Here is a 14,201-nt window from a genome sequence, read left to right as displayed (position 1 = left end):
GCCTTATTAGTGACTGATGAGCTTTTGAGCCGTTCCTTTTTTATGACCTTTGATCGCGTTATTGCCAAATCGAAGGATGAATCCCGAATAAATGCTAATAACCTCTATACGGACAGGCTAAAATGCGCGCCCGGCTTACCGCTGATCCCTTTCTAACGCGCCCCACAAGGTTCGCTACGTGATCGAGTTCCAAAACGTCCATAAAACCTACCGCGTTGCCGGTAAGGATATTCCCGCACTGCACCCGACCAGTCTGACGATTGAGAACGGTCAGGTCTTCGGCCTGATCGGCCATTCCGGTGCGGGAAAAAGTACCCTTCTGCGTCTGATCAATCGCCTGGAAGAGTCCAGTGGCGGCAAGATCTTCGTCGATGGCGAAGAAGTTACCGCGCTCGACGCGAATAGCCTGCGACGTTTCCGGCAGCAGGTCGGGATGATTTTCCAGCACTTCAACCTGCTGGCGTCCAAAACCGTTGCGGATAATGTCGCGTTGCCGCTGACGCTCGCCGGTGAGATGTCGCGCAGTGAAATCGATAAGCGCGTGGCTGAACTGCTGGATCGGGTTGGGCTGTCTGACCATGCCAAAAAATACCCGGCGCAGTTGTCGGGCGGCCAGAAGCAGCGCGTTGGTATCGCTCGAGCGCTGGCGACCAAGCCTAAAATCCTGCTGTGCGATGAGGCCACCAGCGCCCTCGACCCGCAAACCACGGCGTCGGTCCTGCAATTGCTGGCAGAGATCAATCGCGAGTTGAAGCTGACCATCGTGCTGATCACCCACGAGATGGATGTGATTCGTCGGGTCTGTGACCAGGTTGCCGTGATGGACGCCGGCGTTATCGTCGAACAGGGTTCGGTGGCCGATGTGTTCCTGCACCCCAAGCACCCGACCACCAAGCGCTTCGTCCAGGAAGATGAGCAGATTGACGAGAGTGAACAACGCGATGACTTCGCTCACGTACCGGGGCGCATTGTGCGTCTGACGTTCCAGGGCGAAGCGACCTACGCGCCACTGCTGGGGACCGTCGCTCGCGAAACGGGTGTGGACTACAGCATCCTGGCCGGGCGCATCGACCGCATCAAAGACACGCCTTACGGGCAACTGACCCTGGCCGTTACCGGCGGCGACATGGAAGCGGCGTTTGCCCGCTTCACGGCTGCTGATGTCCATATGGAGGTGCTGCGCTGATGGAAATCCTGGCAAGTTTCTTCGCCAACATCGACTGGTTTGAAATCTGGCTGGCAACCGGTGACACGCTACTGATGCTGGGCGGTTCGCTGTTGTTCACCGTGTTGCTGGGCCTGCCGCTGGGGGTGTTGCTGTTTCTCTGCAGCCCGCGTCAGTTGCTCGAAGCTAAAGGCATTTACGCGATGCTGTCGCTGCTGGTGAACGTTTTGCGTTCGCTGCCGTTCATTATCCTGCTGATTTTGCTGATCCCGTTCACCGTGCTGATCACCGGAACGTCGCTTGGGGTTGCCGGCGCTATCCCGCCGTTGGTGATCGGTGCCACGCCGTTTTTCGCGCGACTGGTGGAAACGGCGTTGCGTGAAGTGGATCGCGGCATCATCGAGGCGACCCAATCCATGGGCGCAACCACACGGCAGATCATCACCAATGCGTTGCTGCCTGAAGCCCGTCCGGGCATTTTTGCGGCGATTACGGTGACGGCTATTACACTGGTTTCCTACACGGCGATGGCTGGTGTGGTAGGCGCAGGAGGTCTTGGTGACCTGGCCATTCGTTTTGGTTATCAGCGTTTCCAGACCGATGTGATGGTCGTCACCGTAGTGTTGTTGCTGGTGCTGGTTCAAATTCTGCAAACCGTCGGCGACAAGCTGGTGGTGCACTTCTCTCGTAAATAAGATTTGTCATTAAATGCATGAGACGCCACTCGCTGGCAGGCGCCAACTACTGTCGCCGCACGTGGGTACCCACATGGAGTTAGCTGAATGAAAAAACTACTCGTCGCGTTCGCAGCCGTTGCTGCGTTCTCTGCTCAGGCTGCTGAAACCCTGACCGTTGCCGCCACCCCGGTGCCGCACGCAGAAATCCTCGAATTCGTAAAACCGGCCTTGGCCAAGGAAGGCGTGGACCTGAAGGTCAAAGTGTTCACCGACTACATTCAGCCAAACGTGCAAGTGGCCGAGAAACGTCTGGATGCAAACTTCTTCCAGCATCAGCCGTACCTTGATGAGTTCAACAAGGCCAAGGGCACCGATCTGGTTGCCGTAACCGGCGTGCACCTGGAGCCGCTGGGCGCTTACTCCAGCAAATACAAAGCAATCGCCGATCTGCCGGGCGGTGCCAATGTGGTCATCCCTAACGATGCTACCAACGGTGGCCGTGCACTGTTGCTGCTGCAGAAGGCTGGCCTGATCAAGTTGAAAGAGCCAAACAACATTCTGTCGACCGTCAAGGACATCACCGAGAACACCAAGGATTTGAAGATTCGTGAGCTGGAAGCCGCGACCATTCCGCGCGTGCTGACCCAGGTTGACCTGGCGCTGATCAACACCAACTACGCGCTGGAAGCCAAGCTTGATCCGTCCAAGGATGCGCTGGTGATCGAAGGCAACGATTCGCCTTACGTGAACATCCTCGTTGCCCGTCCCGACAACAAGGACAGCGACGCGATGCAGAAACTGGCTGCTGCACTGCACAGCCCGGAAGTAAAAGCCTTCATCCTCGAGAAGTACAAAGGCGCGGTACTGCCGGCGTTCTGATCTGACCGTCGTAAAAAAAACGGGGACGCATTGATGGCGTCCCCGTTTTTTTATGCTTGGAATAAAGACCCTGTGGGAGCGAGCCTGCTCGCGATTCGGCCTTACATTCAACATCAATGTTGACTGATCTGACCCCATCGCGAGCAGGCTCGCTCCCACATTGGTTTGTGTCGGCCCGATTATTTGCGCTTCAGCATCACCGGCAACTGCGCCACTAATTTCGCGTTGTTCAACGGCGCCCGAATGAACCCGCGCTGTGTTCCGTCCGGCCCGATCACGGCCAGGTTCCCACTGTGGTCAACCGTGTAGTTCGGCTTGCTGGTGTCTGCCGGGATAAAAGGAATGCTCACCGCGTTGGCAAGCTTCTGAATGTCTTCCACCGAAGAAGCGGTCAGGCCGATGAACTGCGGATCGAAGTAGCCCAGATACTGCTTCAACTGCTTGGGCGTATCACGATTTGGGTCGACGCTGATGAGGATGATCTGCAACTTGGCCACCGCCTCGGGTGGCAGTTCACTTTTGATCTGGCGCAACTGGGCGAGGGTGGTCGGGCAGATGTCCGGGCAGAAGGTGTAGCCAAAGAACAGCAGGCTCCACTTGTCTTTCAGCTCATTGACCGTCACCGGTTTGCCATCCTGATCGGTCATGGTCACGTCTGGCAGGTTGCGGCTTTGCGGCAGCAGGATGATCCCTGCATCGATCAGTGCCGTCGGGTCGCCCTGGCCTTTGCCGGACAGCACTTTGTTGATGGTCAGGCCCAGAACCAGCGCGATCAGGGCAACGAGGATGAAGACGGTTTTCTGAGTTCGAGTCATAGGTTCAACAGTAAGTAGTGGTCTACGAGCAGGGCGATAAACAGCAGGAACAAGTACCAGATAGAGTACTTGAACGTATTGATCGCCGCGTGCGGCCGAGTGCCACGGTACAGCACCACGGCCCATTGCAGAAACCTCGCGCCCAGCCCCAGTGCGCAAATCAGGTAGAGCATGCCGCTCATATGGATCACATACGGCATCAGGCTGACGGCCAGTAGCGCGAAGGTATAAAGCAGGATGTGCACCTTGGTGTAATGCTCGCCGTGGGTCACGGGCAGCATCGGGATGTCAGCCTTGGCATATTCCTCCTTGCGGTGAATGGCCAGCGCCCAGAAATGCGGTGGCGTCCAGGCGAAGATGATCAACACCAGCAGCAACGGCTCTGCGCCGATATGCCCGGTGGCGGCGGTCCAGCCGAGTAATGGCGGGGCAGCACCGGCGAGGCCGCCGATCACGATATTTTGCGGCGTCGCGCGTTTCAGGAAACCGGTGTAGACCACGGCATAACCGAGCAACGAGGCGAGGGTCAGCCACGCTGTCAGCGGGTTGGTGAAGGCCAACAGCAACGCTTGGCCGAGCACTGCCAATACCAACGCAAACGTCAGCGCCGCTGCCGGTGAAACCCGGCCTTCTGCCAACGGACGTTTGTGGGTGCGGGCCATGACCGCATCGATACGCCGGTCGACCACATGATTGACGGCCGCAGCGCCGCCAGCGCACAACGCGATGCCAAGGTTGCCAAACACCAGCACCGTCCACGGTACGCCGGCGCGGGTGGCGAGGAACATGCCGACCAGCGAGGTGATGAGCATCAGCACCACCACTTTCGGCTTGGTCAGCTCCAGGTAGTCACGCCAGATCGCCTGGCTGTGACGTTCGCCGATCAGAGTCGCCATGGCATCTCTCCTTTTATTGTTATGGGCCCGGCGGAGTGTTTCCGCGGGCTGAACCGCCAGCGCACAGGGGATTGCTGTTTGACCCGAACCAGGCTGGTTCGCGCGTGATAATTGACCAGCACCATTGTCAGCAACAGTGCTGCGCCGCCGGCGTTGTGGGCGACAGCCACGGGCAGCGGCAGATGAAACAGGACGTTGCTGATGCCCAGGGTGATTTGTGCCGCCAGAGCGATCAGGACCATGCCGGCCAGACGCGTCATGCCGACGACTTTCAGTTGCCAGGCCAGGCCCAGCAGCACCAGCGTAACCAGCAACGCGCCGATACGGTGAGTCAGATGAATGGCGGTGCGGGCATCGCTGTCCAGTTGCCCGCCGAGGTAATTGGGGCCGATGTGTTGCGTCAGGTGAAAGCCGTTGGCGAAATCAGCGGGCGGCAACCATTGCCCGTGACACGTGGGGAAATCGATGCAGGCCACGGCGGCGTAGTTGGAACTGACCCATCCGCCGAGGGCGATTTGCAGGATCACCAACAGCAACCCGGCGGTCGCCCAGTACTGCAAACGGCGGGGCACGGTCAGTGCCGGCAACACGCCGGACAGGCGCAACGTCAGCAGAAACAGCAGGCTCAGGGTCGCGAAACCGCCGAGCAAATGGCCTGTAACCACTTGCGGCCAGAGCTTGAGTGTCACCGTCCACATACCGAACGCGGCTTGAGCAATCACTACTGCCAGCAGGAACAACGGCAATTTCACCGGTTGCCCTGGCGTGCGCCGATGCACCCAGGCGCGCCCGGCCAGCACCGAGATCAACAGGCCGAGCGTGCCAGCGAAGTAGCGGTGAATCATTTCGTTCCAGCCCTTGTGGGCCACCACCGGGGTATCAGGAAAGTGCAGTTCGGCATGTGCCAACTGAGCTTCGCTTTTCGGCACGCTGATAAAACCGTAGCAGCCAGGCCAGTCCGGGCAGCCGAGGCCGGCGTGAGTCAGGCGTGTGTAAGCGCCGAGCAACACCACAATCAGTGCCAGCAATGTGGCAAACAGCGCGAGGCGAAATCCAGGTTTGGCCATGACGATGCCCTTATCCGATGTTCGACAGTTTCAGCAGATGACGCAGGTCGTTCAGCAGGTCCTTACCCTTCACCGTCGGGTCGTAGCGCAGCACCAGATTGCCGTGGGGGTCGATGATCCACAGCTGCGGCACAGCCTTGTCACCCGTCGTCTTACTGAAAGTGGTCAGGTCCATGGGGTAGCGCTGCAGTTGCGGATACTCGCGGGTCAGCTTGGCCTCGTACTCGCTGCTCAACGGTTGCGCGGCAGCCAATGCATGACTGGCGCGTGAGGCATCGCGGCCAAGGCCAATCTGAATTTGTCGCGCCAGGTACACCAGTTGCTGGCAATCGACCGAGCAATCCCTGGGCGCAGTTACCAGCATCTGCCAGCGATCCTCTTGCGCTTGCACGCCGAGGTCGGCGCGGGTCTGGCCGTTGCCGATCAATTCACCGTGATAGCTGCGACCCTCCGGTACCCAGAAATTCAGTTTGTACATGCCGGTGGCGAGGATCATCGGACCGACGACCCCGAGCACAATCAGCAGTAGCTGCAAGCGACCTTTGCGTCGACTCGCCGGCGTTTTCGCTTCAGACATGCTGGGTGGATTCATGGCCGCTCCCATGGTGTTTCTCCTTTGCGTTGTGCCAGCCGAGGTAGATAAAGAGGCCAAGCAGGGCGATCGCCATGGCGAACCACTGCACGGCATAAGCGATGTGTTTTTCCGGGCCCATGGCCACCACCGGCCAATCGGCCTGATAGGAGGCAGGACCGCTTTCTTCACGTAATTCGTAGGCAAATCCTTCGCGATCAAGCGAAGCCCAGAGCTTCGCCGGTTCGACCGCTGTCACCAGTTTTGGCCAGGTCGTGGTCGTCGGGTCGGCGTGTAACTGAAAGGTCGCGCCCGGAGGCACATACACCCAGGCATCAATGCTCAGGGTGTCGAGGGGCGTCTTGAATTGTGGCGGTGTGCGTCGCTCTGGCCACGGTAACCAGCCGCGATTGACCAGCAGCCACTGCCCGGTCGCCTGGTCGTGGAACGGTTGCAGCAGCTCGACGCCGACCTTGCCGTTACGCTGACGGTTGTCCAGCAGCACGCTGTGCTCGGCGTCGAACTGGCCGTGCAGGCGAACGCGGCGGAAGGCCGGGTCCTCGGTGTGTTGCAGCTCGGTGCTGGCCATGGGTTCGGCCGCGCGGCGTTCGGCATAGGTTTGCAGCAGTGCGGTTTTCTCGGCGCCCCGGCTCAATTGCCAGAACCCGAGCGACACCAGCAGCGGCAGCAATAGCGCGACCACCAATGTCGGCACAATGCCCGGGCGAAAGCGTTTCATGGCATCGCCAGAAAGTCGTACATCGCGATAGCTATACTCAAGTGCATCGCCTTTCCCCCGGAGCCTCACCATGCTCAAAGCAGCCATCGTCCTGATGCTGATTGCCACGGTTGTCAGCCTGTTCAGCGGCCTGTTTTTTCTGGTCAAGGACGACAGCAGTTCGAACCGCCTCGTCATTGCCTTGAGTGTTCGTGTGGCCTTGGCCGCCACCACCGTCGGCTTGATCGCCTGGGGCTTTTACAGCGGCCAGTTGGTTTCAACGGCGCCCTGGTAACCCTAGGCGCGAGCCCGAAGCGGCTCCTAGAGCACGTAGACGAAAACGAACAACCCGATCCACACCACGTCCACGAAGTGCCAGTACCAACTGGCGGCTTCGAAGCCAAACTGATGCTCGTTGTCGAAGTGCCCGCGCATGATCCGCATCAGCATCACAAACAGGATGATGGTGCCGATGGTCACGTGCGCACCGTGGAAACCGGTGAGCATGAAGAACGTCGCGCCATAGATGCCCGAACCCAGCGTCAGACCCAGTTCGTGGTAGGCGTGCATGTACTCTTCAGCCTGAAAGCCCAGGAACGCACAGCCGAGTAACACGGTGATCGCCAGCCAGATTTTCAGCGCGCCACGGTGACCTTTTTTCAAGGCGTGGTGGGCGATGGTCACGGTAACGCTGGAGGTCACCAGCAAAATGGTGTTGATCAGCGGCAGGCCCCAAGGGCTGATGACTTCCTTGGGGGGCGGGAACAGTTTCGGGTCTGGGGTGTGCAGCAGCGGCCAGGTGAACTGGAAATTTGGCCAGAGCATGTGGGCGATGCCTTTAGGACCTTCACCACCCAGCGCCGGGCCCGAGATATGTCGCACGTAAAACAGTGCGCCGAAGAAGGCGATGAAGAACATGACCTCCGAGAAAATGAACCAGCTCATGCCCCAGCGGAACGAGCGATCCATCTGTGCGCTGTAAAGACCCGCGCGGCCTTCCTTGATCACCGTGCCGAACCAGCCAAACAGCATGTAAGCCAATAACAGGCCGCCGACGAAAAAGATCAACGGGCCGTGGGATTCCGGCCGTGCTGCCTTCAGGTCGTTGAACCAGGTGGCCAAGCCGTACACCGTGACCAACATGCCGGCCGTGGCGATGATCGGCCATTTGCTTTGGGCGGGAACGTAATAGTGTTCATGAATTGCCATTTATTGTTCTCCTTATCGGGCACGCTTAACGCCTAGCCACCTGTGCTTGCAGCAACAGCCACGGGCGGATGACGTGCGGTGATATCGAACAGCGTGTAGGAAAGCGTCAGGTGCTTCACATCCTTGGGCATGTCACGGTCAACGATGAAACGTACCGGCATCTCGATCCGTTCACCGGGCTGCAGTACTTGCTGGGTAAAGCAGAAACATTCGGTCTTGTGGAAATACGCAGCCGCCTCGCTGGGCGCAATGCTGGGAACGGCCTGAGCGCTCATCGGGTGATCGGTGGGGTTGTAGGCCACGAAAATCATCTCGTTCACTGCCCCCGGATGAGTCGTCAGCTCGTTTCCCTTCGGGTAAAACTCCCAAACCATGTCAGCGTTGTTCATCGACAGAAATTGCACGCGTACTTGCCGCGAGGTATCGACGACTTGCGAGCCTTCGTACTGGCCGGCGGTTTTACCGTTGATGCCGAACGCCTTGCACATCACGTCGTAGATCGGCACCAGGGCAAACCCGAAGATGAACATGGCGACCACTACCAGCAGCAGCCGCGTGACCAGTTTTTTTAACGAAATCGAGTCAGCCACGGTGCAAGCCCTCCACATAAACCCCTGTGAGAGCGAGACATTGTGGCGAGGGAGCTTGCTCCCGCTGGGTCGCAAAGCGGCCCCAAAAGCTTTGCGCCTGCTTCGCAGCCGAGCGCGAGCAAGCACCCGCGCCACACAAGCCCGCTCCCACATGGGTTACAGCGTTCATTTCACTTCCGGTGGCGTGGTGAACGTGTGATACGGCGCCGGTGATGGCACGCTCCATTCCAGCCCTTCAGCCCCATCCCACGGTTTGGCCGGTGCTGGTGGGCCGCCGCGAATGGTCTTGATCACAATGAACAGGAAGAAGATCTGCGTGGCTCCGAACATGAACGCGCCAATCGAGGACACCATGTTGAAGTCGGCAAACTGCAGGTTGTAGTCCGGAATCCGCCGTGGCATGCCCGCCAGTCCGACAAAGTGCATCGGGAAGAAGGTCAGGTTCATGCCGACGAAAGACAGCCAGAAATGCAGCTTGCCGAGAGTTTCGTCGTACATGTGGCCGGTCCATTTCGGCAGCCAGTAGTAGGCCGACGCGAAAATCCCGAAGATCGCTCCCGGCACCAATACATAGTGGAAGTGAGCAACCACGAAGTAGGTGTCCTGGTACTGGAAGTCTGCTGGAGCAATCGCCAGCATCAGACCCGAGAACCCACCGATCGAGAACAGAATCACGAACGCGACCGCAAACAGCATCGGCGTTTCGAACGTCAGCGAGCCTTGCCACATGGTGCTCGCCCAGTTGAACACTTTCACCCCGGTGGGCACCGCGATCAGCAGCGTGGCGTACATGAAGAACAACTCGCCCACCAGCGGAATGCCGACCACGAACATGTGGTGCGCCCAGACGATAAACGACAGGAAAGCGATGCTCGCCGTTGCGTAAACCATCGAGGTGTAACCGAACAGCGGTTTGCGCGAGAACGTCGGAATGATCGAGCTGACGGCACCGAAGGCCGGCAAGATCATGATGTACACCTCGGGGTGACCGAAGAACCAGAACACATGCTGGAACAACACCGGATCACCACCACCGGCAGCGCTGAAGAAGCTCGTGCCGAAGTGGATGTCCATCAGCATCATCGTCACGCACCCGGCGAGTACCGGCATAACCGCAATCAACAGGAATGCCGTAATCAGCCAGGTCCAGACGAACAACGGCATTTTCATCAAGGTCATGCCGGGGGCGCGCAGGTTGAGGATGGTGGCGATCACGTTGATCGCGCCCATGATCGAACTGATCCCCATCAAGTGGATGGCAAAGATGAAGTACGTCACGCTTTCCGGTGCGTAGGTGGTGGAGAGCGGGGCGTAAAAGGTCCAGCCGAAGTTAGGTCCGCCACCAGCGGTGAACAGGGTTGAGATCAGCAGGATGAACGCCGCTGGCAGCAACCAGAAGCTGAAGTTGTTCATCCGTGGCAGGGCCATGTCCGGTGCGCCGATCATCAACGGGATCATCCAGTTGGCGAGGCCGACGAAGGCGGGCATCACCGCACCGAAGACCATCACCAGACCGTGCATCGTGGTCATCTGGTTGAAAAATGCCGGTTCGACGATTTGCAGTCCCGGCTGGAACAACTCGGCACGAATCACCATCGCGAACGAGCCGCCTACCAGGAACATGGTGAACGCGAACCATAAGTACAGCGTCCCGATGTCCTTGTGGTTGGTGGTCAACACCCAACGCATCAGGCCTTTGGCGGGGCCGTGAGGGTGGTCGGCGGCATGACCGTGGTCATCGATTACAGCGCTCATGGCCGTTCTCCTGAGAACGAATGGGCTTGGCAGGCCGGGGCGCATAGCCCCGACCGATTCCTGACGTTCGCAATAGACCGGGTCATTTGCTTTCCGCCTGTTTCAGCTCCAGCACTTCTTTAGGCGTGACCATGTCGCCTTTGTTGTTGCCCCAGGCGTTACGTTCGTAGGTCACGACCGCCGCGATATCGACTTCCGACAGTTGCTTGCCGAATGCCGCCATGGCGGTACCGGGTTTACCGAAGTACACGCGATGCAGGTGGTCTGCTTTCGGCCCCGTCGCAATTGGCGAGCCTTTGAGTGCCGGGAACATGGGCGGCAACCCTTGACCTTCGGCCTGGTGACAGGCGACGCAAGTGGTGTGATAGACCTTGTCGCCGCGCTCTTTGAGCTCGTCGAGCGTCCATTCCTTGGTTGTCAGTTCTTTGAGTTGGGCGGCTTCGGCCTTGCGATCGGCCAGCCATCTGTCGTAGTCGGCTTTTTCCTTGACCTCGACCACGATGGGCATGAAACCGTGATCCTTGCCGCACAATTCAGCGCATTGGCCACGGTAAATGCCGGGTTTGTCGACTCGGGTCCAGGCTTCGTTGACGAACCCCGGAATCGCATCGCGCTTGACCGCAAAAGCCGGCACCCACCAAGAGTGGATAACGTCTGCTGAGGTCACCAGAAAGCGCACCTTCGCGCCTACAGGCAGCACCAGCGGTTGGTCCACCTCAAGCAAGTAATGCTCGCCCTTGGCTTCCTTGTTGTGGATTTGATCCTGAGGGGTTGCAAGGTTGCTGAAGAACTCAACGTCCTGACCCAGGTATTTGTAGTGCCACTTCCACTGATACCCAGTGATCTGGATGTCGATATCCGGCTCACTGGTGTCATACATCTTGATCAGCGTAGCGGTCGCGGGCACGGCCATCGCCACCAGAATGATGAATGGCACGACGGTCCAGAGGATTTCAACAGTAGTGCTTTCGTGAAATTTGGCGGCCACCTGCCCGGTAGAGCGACGGTGGACAATCATCGACCAGAACATGGCCCCAAAGACGATGATGCCGATTACTACACAGATCCAGAAAATGGTCATGTGCAGGTCAAATACTGCGTGACTGATTTCAGTCGCTCCAGGCGCCATATTCACAGTCCAGGCAGCTTGCGCCTGACTGAAAATCGACCACAACAGGAGGCCCATCCAGACGTGTGGATGTCGCATCATTGCGGGTTCCCCTTATCGTTCTTGTTATCCCGCCGGCTTTCACCTGCGGCAAGGGAGCGGCTTTTTCAGACTACGAACTTGAATCGCCGGGTCTTGCTGCGTGTGCAGTCGGACGTCATCAGCTAACTCCATTCCATCCCGAGTATAGACAGCGACTGCCACCTCGCAATGCGACGGCGTAAATCAACTGAAACAGCTAGTGCTTGCGCTACAGGGCACGAATGGAGAAGGATGCAGACGAGTGGTGGCAAATCGATATAACGCAGCAGTCTCACGGATGAAGGATTTATGACAAATGCGTCTTAGGAGTTTTGTTTAGCCAGCTAAGTTATGTCTTCCCTATTTCATTGCCTTCGTTTCCTGGAGTTTTCATGAACACCGCCGCATTGCGCGAGCAGATCCAAAAAGCCCAACAACACGAGGCCGAGACCGGCCTGTTAACGCGTCAGTTGGAAACCCAACTGCCAAATCTCCATCGCTCGATTCAATTGCCGGAGACGGATGCCAAGGATGTTTTGACGCGATTTGTCGCGGCCTACATCGATGAGGTGCCTAATCTTCTGGACGCGGCAAACGGCGTAGCCAAGGAAGCGGGGATCGAGTTGCAGATCAAACCGGTGCTGAAAATTGCCGAGCAGTATTTTCTTCATCCACCGGCAGTCATGGCTGGGCATATCGGTCTCGACAGTCTGCTGGACGAGGCCTACCTGGCGCATCGGTTTGTCGAAGAGGTCAATGACCTGTACATCAAGCATTTGGGCCAGCCACTGATCCCATTGGACATGACTGTTGCCAACCTGATTGCTCACCAATTAATCGGTGAGGTATTCGCCAATCAACTGGATGAAGCGGTGCATCACGCGGTGGAAGAAATGCTCAACGACGAAAGCTTTGCGCTGGAGTCGGTGGAAGCGTACCGCGAGAAGCTCAGCAGCCCGAACACCGGCGCTGCGTGGAAACGTTGGCCGTGTATGTCGCGGCGTTTGGGTCTGGGATTGGACCTGGATCAGCCCGCGGCGTAGTTCCGTTGCACAAGCGAGCTTGCTCGCGATGGCATGTCAGCAACACCGTATCGACTGACAGTCCATCGCGCGCAAGCTGGCGCTTACAAGGTTTATATGGGTGGACCGACGCCTGTCGTTGTTCGCAACCGTCCCTCCAGTCTGCGCTTCAATCCCCGCGCTTCAATCAGCAGTTTCGAGCCCTTGGCCGCATTGGCCCGACCCCATTCCTCAAGTAATTCCAGGCATGAATGATCGATGTAGCTCAGGTTATTGAGTGGCACGTGTACAGTGGTGCCTGCCGGGATAGTGCCTAGCACCTGCGTCAGCGCGGGGACTTTGAGAAACGTTGCGGACCCGATCAGTCGCAACTCCATTTCGCCATCCGTTGGCAGGTCGATCAGGCTGATTTTCAACCTTGAAGCCTTCCATGCCAATTTGGCCAGCGTCAGGCCAAAGCCGATCAATACACCCGTCAGCAAGTCAGTGAAGACGATTGCCAGTGCGGTCGCCGCGTAAGTGAACATCGGCATTCGTCCATACCGGCCCAGCCCGCGAAAAGCCTTCAGGTCTACCAGTTTGAACCCGGTATACACCAGCACTCCGGCCAGACTCGCCACTGGAATGCTTTGCAGCACACTCGACAGCAACAAGACGAAGGCCAACAACCAAAGGCCATGGAAAATCGTCGACATCCGGGTGGTTGCGCCGGCTTGAACGTTGGCTGAGCTGCGCACGATGACACCGGTCATCGGCAGTGCACCGAGTAAACCGCAGAGCATGTTGCCCACGCCCTGAGCCGACAGTTCGCGGTCGAAGTCAGAACGCTCGCCGTTGTGCATTCGGTCGACTGCGGCAGCGGAAAGCAGGGTTTCGGCGCTGGCGATGAATGCAACGGCGAAGGCTGCGATCAGCAACGCGGGATCAGCCAGGTTGAGCAAGTCTGCAGGTTTGAGCCAGTCGATCGCTTCCGCCAGATTGGCCGGTACTTCCACCCGTTTTACTTGCAGGGCAAGCGCCAGGCTGGCAATCGTCGCCAAACCGACGCCGAGCAAAGCACCGGGAATGAACCGCAGAGAATGTGGGCGTAGTTTTTCCCACGACCACATGATCGCTATTGTCGCCAACCCCAGTAAACCCGCTTGCCAGCCAAGCGAGGGAAGTGCCTGTGCCAGCGTGGCGGGAAAGGCTGCCAAGTTATCCAGCCCCGAAGGTTTGGGCACCGCATCAAACATCACATGCACCTGTGAAAGCACGATCAGCACACCAATACCCGCGAGCATGCCGTAGACCACGGCGGGCGCCGTGACACGGAACCAGCAGCCCAGCTTCAGGCGGCCGGCCACTAATTGCAGAAAGCCTGCGAGTAGCAAGATGGGCCCGAGCATGGTGATGCCGTGCTGCCGCACCAATTCGAATACCAGAACAGCCAGGCCTGCCGCCGGGCCGCTGACTTGCAGAGGCGAGCCCGCAATCCAGCCCACTACCAGGCCTCCGATGATGCCTGTGATTAAACCTTTGGCTGGCGGCAGACCCGAGGCGATGGCGATGCCCATGCACAAGGGCAGGGCAACCAGAAACACAACCACTGAAGCGAGCAGCTCCCGTGGCAGGACAGCTTTGAGGTGCGCAGCACGCATGATAATTC

At 58.4% G+C, this 14,201-nt stretch carries 15 protein-coding genes; 5 read left to right on the top strand and 10 right to left on the bottom strand.

Annotated features, from left to right (window positions below; genetic code table 11):
* Positions 1–178: 178 nt before the first annotated feature.
* From ACQR3R_RS17170 to ACQR3R_RS17160, 3 genes are all read left to right on the top strand, one after another.
* Positions 179–1,186, top strand: coding sequence for an ATP-binding cassette domain-containing protein (locus ACQR3R_RS17170; protein ID WP_428273545.1), 1,008 nt, complete (start codon positions 179–181; stop codon positions 1,184–1,186).
* A complete protein-coding gene (locus ACQR3R_RS17165; RefSeq protein ID WP_428273542.1) occupies positions 1,186–1,860 on the top strand; it encodes a methionine ABC transporter permease MetI in 675 nt (224 codons plus the stop codon). The genes ACQR3R_RS17170 and ACQR3R_RS17165 overlap by 1 nt, the downstream gene beginning before the upstream one ends.
* Before the next feature lie 87 nt (positions 1,861–1,947).
* Positions 1,948–2,721, top strand: a complete 774-nt coding sequence (locus ACQR3R_RS17160) for a MetQ/NlpA family ABC transporter substrate-binding protein (RefSeq protein WP_428273540.1) — start codon at positions 1,948–1,950, stop codon at positions 2,719–2,721.
* A gap of 179 nt (positions 2,722–2,900) precedes the next feature.
* Here ACQR3R_RS17160 and ACQR3R_RS17155 read toward each other — a convergent pair whose 3' ends face one another.
* From ACQR3R_RS17155 to ACQR3R_RS17135, 5 genes are read right to left on the bottom strand one after another with little or no spacing between them, the layout of a single operon-like run.
* A complete protein-coding gene (locus tag ACQR3R_RS17155) occupies positions 2,901–3,536 on the bottom strand; it encodes an SCO family protein (RefSeq protein ID WP_428273538.1) in 636 nt (211 codons plus the stop codon).
* Positions 3,533–4,432, bottom strand: coding sequence for a heme o synthase (gene cyoE, locus ACQR3R_RS17150; protein WP_428273536.1), 900 nt, complete (start codon positions 4,430–4,432; stop codon positions 3,533–3,535). The genes ACQR3R_RS17155 and cyoE overlap by 4 nt, the downstream gene beginning before the upstream one ends.
* The gene (locus ACQR3R_RS17145) at positions 4,420–5,499 is read right to left on the bottom strand and encodes a COX15/CtaA family protein (protein ID WP_428273534.1); all 1,080 of its coding nucleotides are present in this window, start codon (positions 5,497–5,499) and stop codon (positions 4,420–4,422) included. The genes cyoE and ACQR3R_RS17145 overlap by 13 nt, the downstream gene beginning before the upstream one ends.
* A gap of 10 nt (positions 5,500–5,509) precedes the next feature.
* A complete protein-coding gene (locus ACQR3R_RS17140; protein WP_428273532.1) occupies positions 5,510–6,091 on the bottom strand; it encodes a hypothetical protein in 582 nt (193 codons plus the stop codon).
* Positions 6,069–6,809 (bottom strand): SURF1 family cytochrome oxidase biogenesis protein, encoded by a 741-nt coding sequence (locus ACQR3R_RS17135; RefSeq protein WP_428273530.1) that lies wholly within the window; start codon positions 6,807–6,809, stop codon positions 6,069–6,071. Before ACQR3R_RS17135 ends, ACQR3R_RS17140 begins: the two co-directional genes overlap by 23 nt.
* 70 nt (positions 6,810–6,879) lie before the next feature.
* On the opposite strand from ACQR3R_RS17135, the gene ACQR3R_RS17130 reads away from it, so the two are divergent.
* Positions 6,880–7,083: a twin transmembrane helix small protein gene (locus tag ACQR3R_RS17130; protein WP_027926133.1), complete on the top strand. Its 204-nt coding sequence runs from the start codon at positions 6,880–6,882 to the stop codon at positions 7,081–7,083.
* A gap of 26 nt (positions 7,084–7,109) precedes the next feature.
* On the opposite strand, the gene ACQR3R_RS17125 is transcribed toward ACQR3R_RS17130, so the two are convergent.
* The 4 genes from ACQR3R_RS17125 to coxB all read right to left on the bottom strand — a co-directional run bounded on the left by ACQR3R_RS17125 (position 7,110) and on the right by coxB (position 11,552).
* Positions 7,110–7,997 carry a cytochrome c oxidase subunit 3 gene (locus ACQR3R_RS17125; protein WP_428273527.1) on the bottom strand — a complete coding sequence of 296 codons (888 nt, stop codon included), beginning with the start codon at positions 7,995–7,997 and terminating at the stop codon, positions 7,110–7,112.
* A gap of 32 nt (positions 7,998–8,029) precedes the next feature.
* Positions 8,030–8,587: a cytochrome c oxidase assembly protein gene (locus tag ACQR3R_RS17120; protein WP_428273525.1), complete on the bottom strand. Its 558-nt coding sequence runs from the start codon at positions 8,585–8,587 to the stop codon at positions 8,030–8,032.
* 165 nt (positions 8,588–8,752) lie between these two features.
* Positions 8,753–10,342: a cytochrome c oxidase subunit I gene (ctaD, locus tag ACQR3R_RS17115; RefSeq protein ID WP_428273523.1), complete on the bottom strand. Its 1,590-nt coding sequence runs from the start codon at positions 10,340–10,342 to the stop codon at positions 8,753–8,755.
* A gap of 82 nt (positions 10,343–10,424) precedes the next feature.
* Positions 10,425–11,552: a cytochrome c oxidase subunit II gene (gene coxB / locus ACQR3R_RS17110; RefSeq protein ID WP_428273521.1), complete on the bottom strand. Its 1,128-nt coding sequence runs from the start codon at positions 11,550–11,552 to the stop codon at positions 10,425–10,427.
* 371 nt (positions 11,553–11,923) lie between these two features.
* On the opposite strand from coxB, the gene ACQR3R_RS17105 reads away from it, so the two are divergent.
* Positions 11,924–12,574, top strand: a complete 651-nt coding sequence (locus ACQR3R_RS17105; protein ID WP_428273519.1) for a hypothetical protein — start codon at positions 11,924–11,926, stop codon at positions 12,572–12,574.
* A 92-nt stretch (positions 12,575–12,666) separates the two neighbouring features.
* Here the strand turns inward: ACQR3R_RS17105 and ACQR3R_RS17100 are convergent, their stop codons facing one another.
* Entirely contained in the window at positions 12,667–14,193 is a 1,527-nt protein-coding gene (locus ACQR3R_RS17100) for a SulP family inorganic anion transporter (protein ID WP_428273517.1), read from the bottom strand.
* Positions 14,194–14,201 lie beyond the last annotated feature (8 nt).

The sequence above is a fragment of the Gordonia sp. IEGM753 genome (assembly GCF_050321825.1).
In the GTDB taxonomy this organism is placed as follows: domain Bacteria; phylum Pseudomonadota; class Gammaproteobacteria; order Pseudomonadales; family Pseudomonadaceae; genus Aquipseudomonas.
This window is presented reverse-complemented; position numbering and strand designations above follow the sequence as displayed.

Bases quoted from the DNA above. Each gene is read 5' to 3' on its own strand.
- ACQR3R_RS17165 (WP_428273542.1), top strand. From the start codon at position 1,186: ATGGAAATCCTGGCAAGTTTCTTCGCCAACATCGACTGGTTTGAAATC.
- ACQR3R_RS17155 (WP_428273538.1), bottom strand. From the start codon at position 3,536: ATGACTCGAACTCAGAAAACCGTCTTCATCCTCGTTGCCCTGATCGCG.
- ACQR3R_RS17140 (WP_428273532.1), bottom strand. From the start codon at position 6,091: ATGAATCCACCCAGCATGTCTGAAGCGAAAACGCCGGCGAGTCGACGC.
- coxB (WP_428273521.1), bottom strand. From the start codon at position 11,552: ATGATGCGACATCCACACGTCTGGATGGGCCTCCTGTTGTGGTCGATT.
- ACQR3R_RS17135 (WP_428273530.1), bottom strand. From the start codon at position 6,809: ATGAAACGCTTTCGCCCGGGCATTGTGCCGACATTGGTGGTCGCGCTA.
- ACQR3R_RS17145 (WP_428273534.1), bottom strand. From the start codon at position 5,499: ATGGCCAAACCTGGATTTCGCCTCGCGCTGTTTGCCACATTGCTGGCA.
- ACQR3R_RS17125 (WP_428273527.1), bottom strand. From the start codon at position 7,997: ATGGCAATTCATGAACACTATTACGTTCCCGCCCAAAGCAAATGGCCG.
- cyoE (WP_428273536.1), bottom strand. From the start codon at position 4,432: ATGGCGACTCTGATCGGCGAACGTCACAGCCAGGCGATCTGGCGTGAC.
- ACQR3R_RS17160 (WP_428273540.1), top strand. From the start codon at position 1,948: ATGAAAAAACTACTCGTCGCGTTCGCAGCCGTTGCTGCGTTCTCTGCT.
- ACQR3R_RS17130 (WP_027926133.1), top strand. From the start codon at position 6,880: ATGCTCAAAGCAGCCATCGTCCTGATGCTGATTGCCACGGTTGTCAGC.
- ACQR3R_RS17105 (WP_428273519.1), top strand. From the start codon at position 11,924: ATGAACACCGCCGCATTGCGCGAGCAGATCCAAAAAGCCCAACAACAC.
- ctaD (WP_428273523.1), bottom strand. From the start codon at position 10,342: ATGAGCGCTGTAATCGATGACCACGGTCATGCCGCCGACCACCCTCAC.
- ACQR3R_RS17100 (WP_428273517.1), bottom strand. From the start codon at position 14,193: ATGCGTGCTGCGCACCTCAAAGCTGTCCTGCCACGGGAGCTGCTCGCT.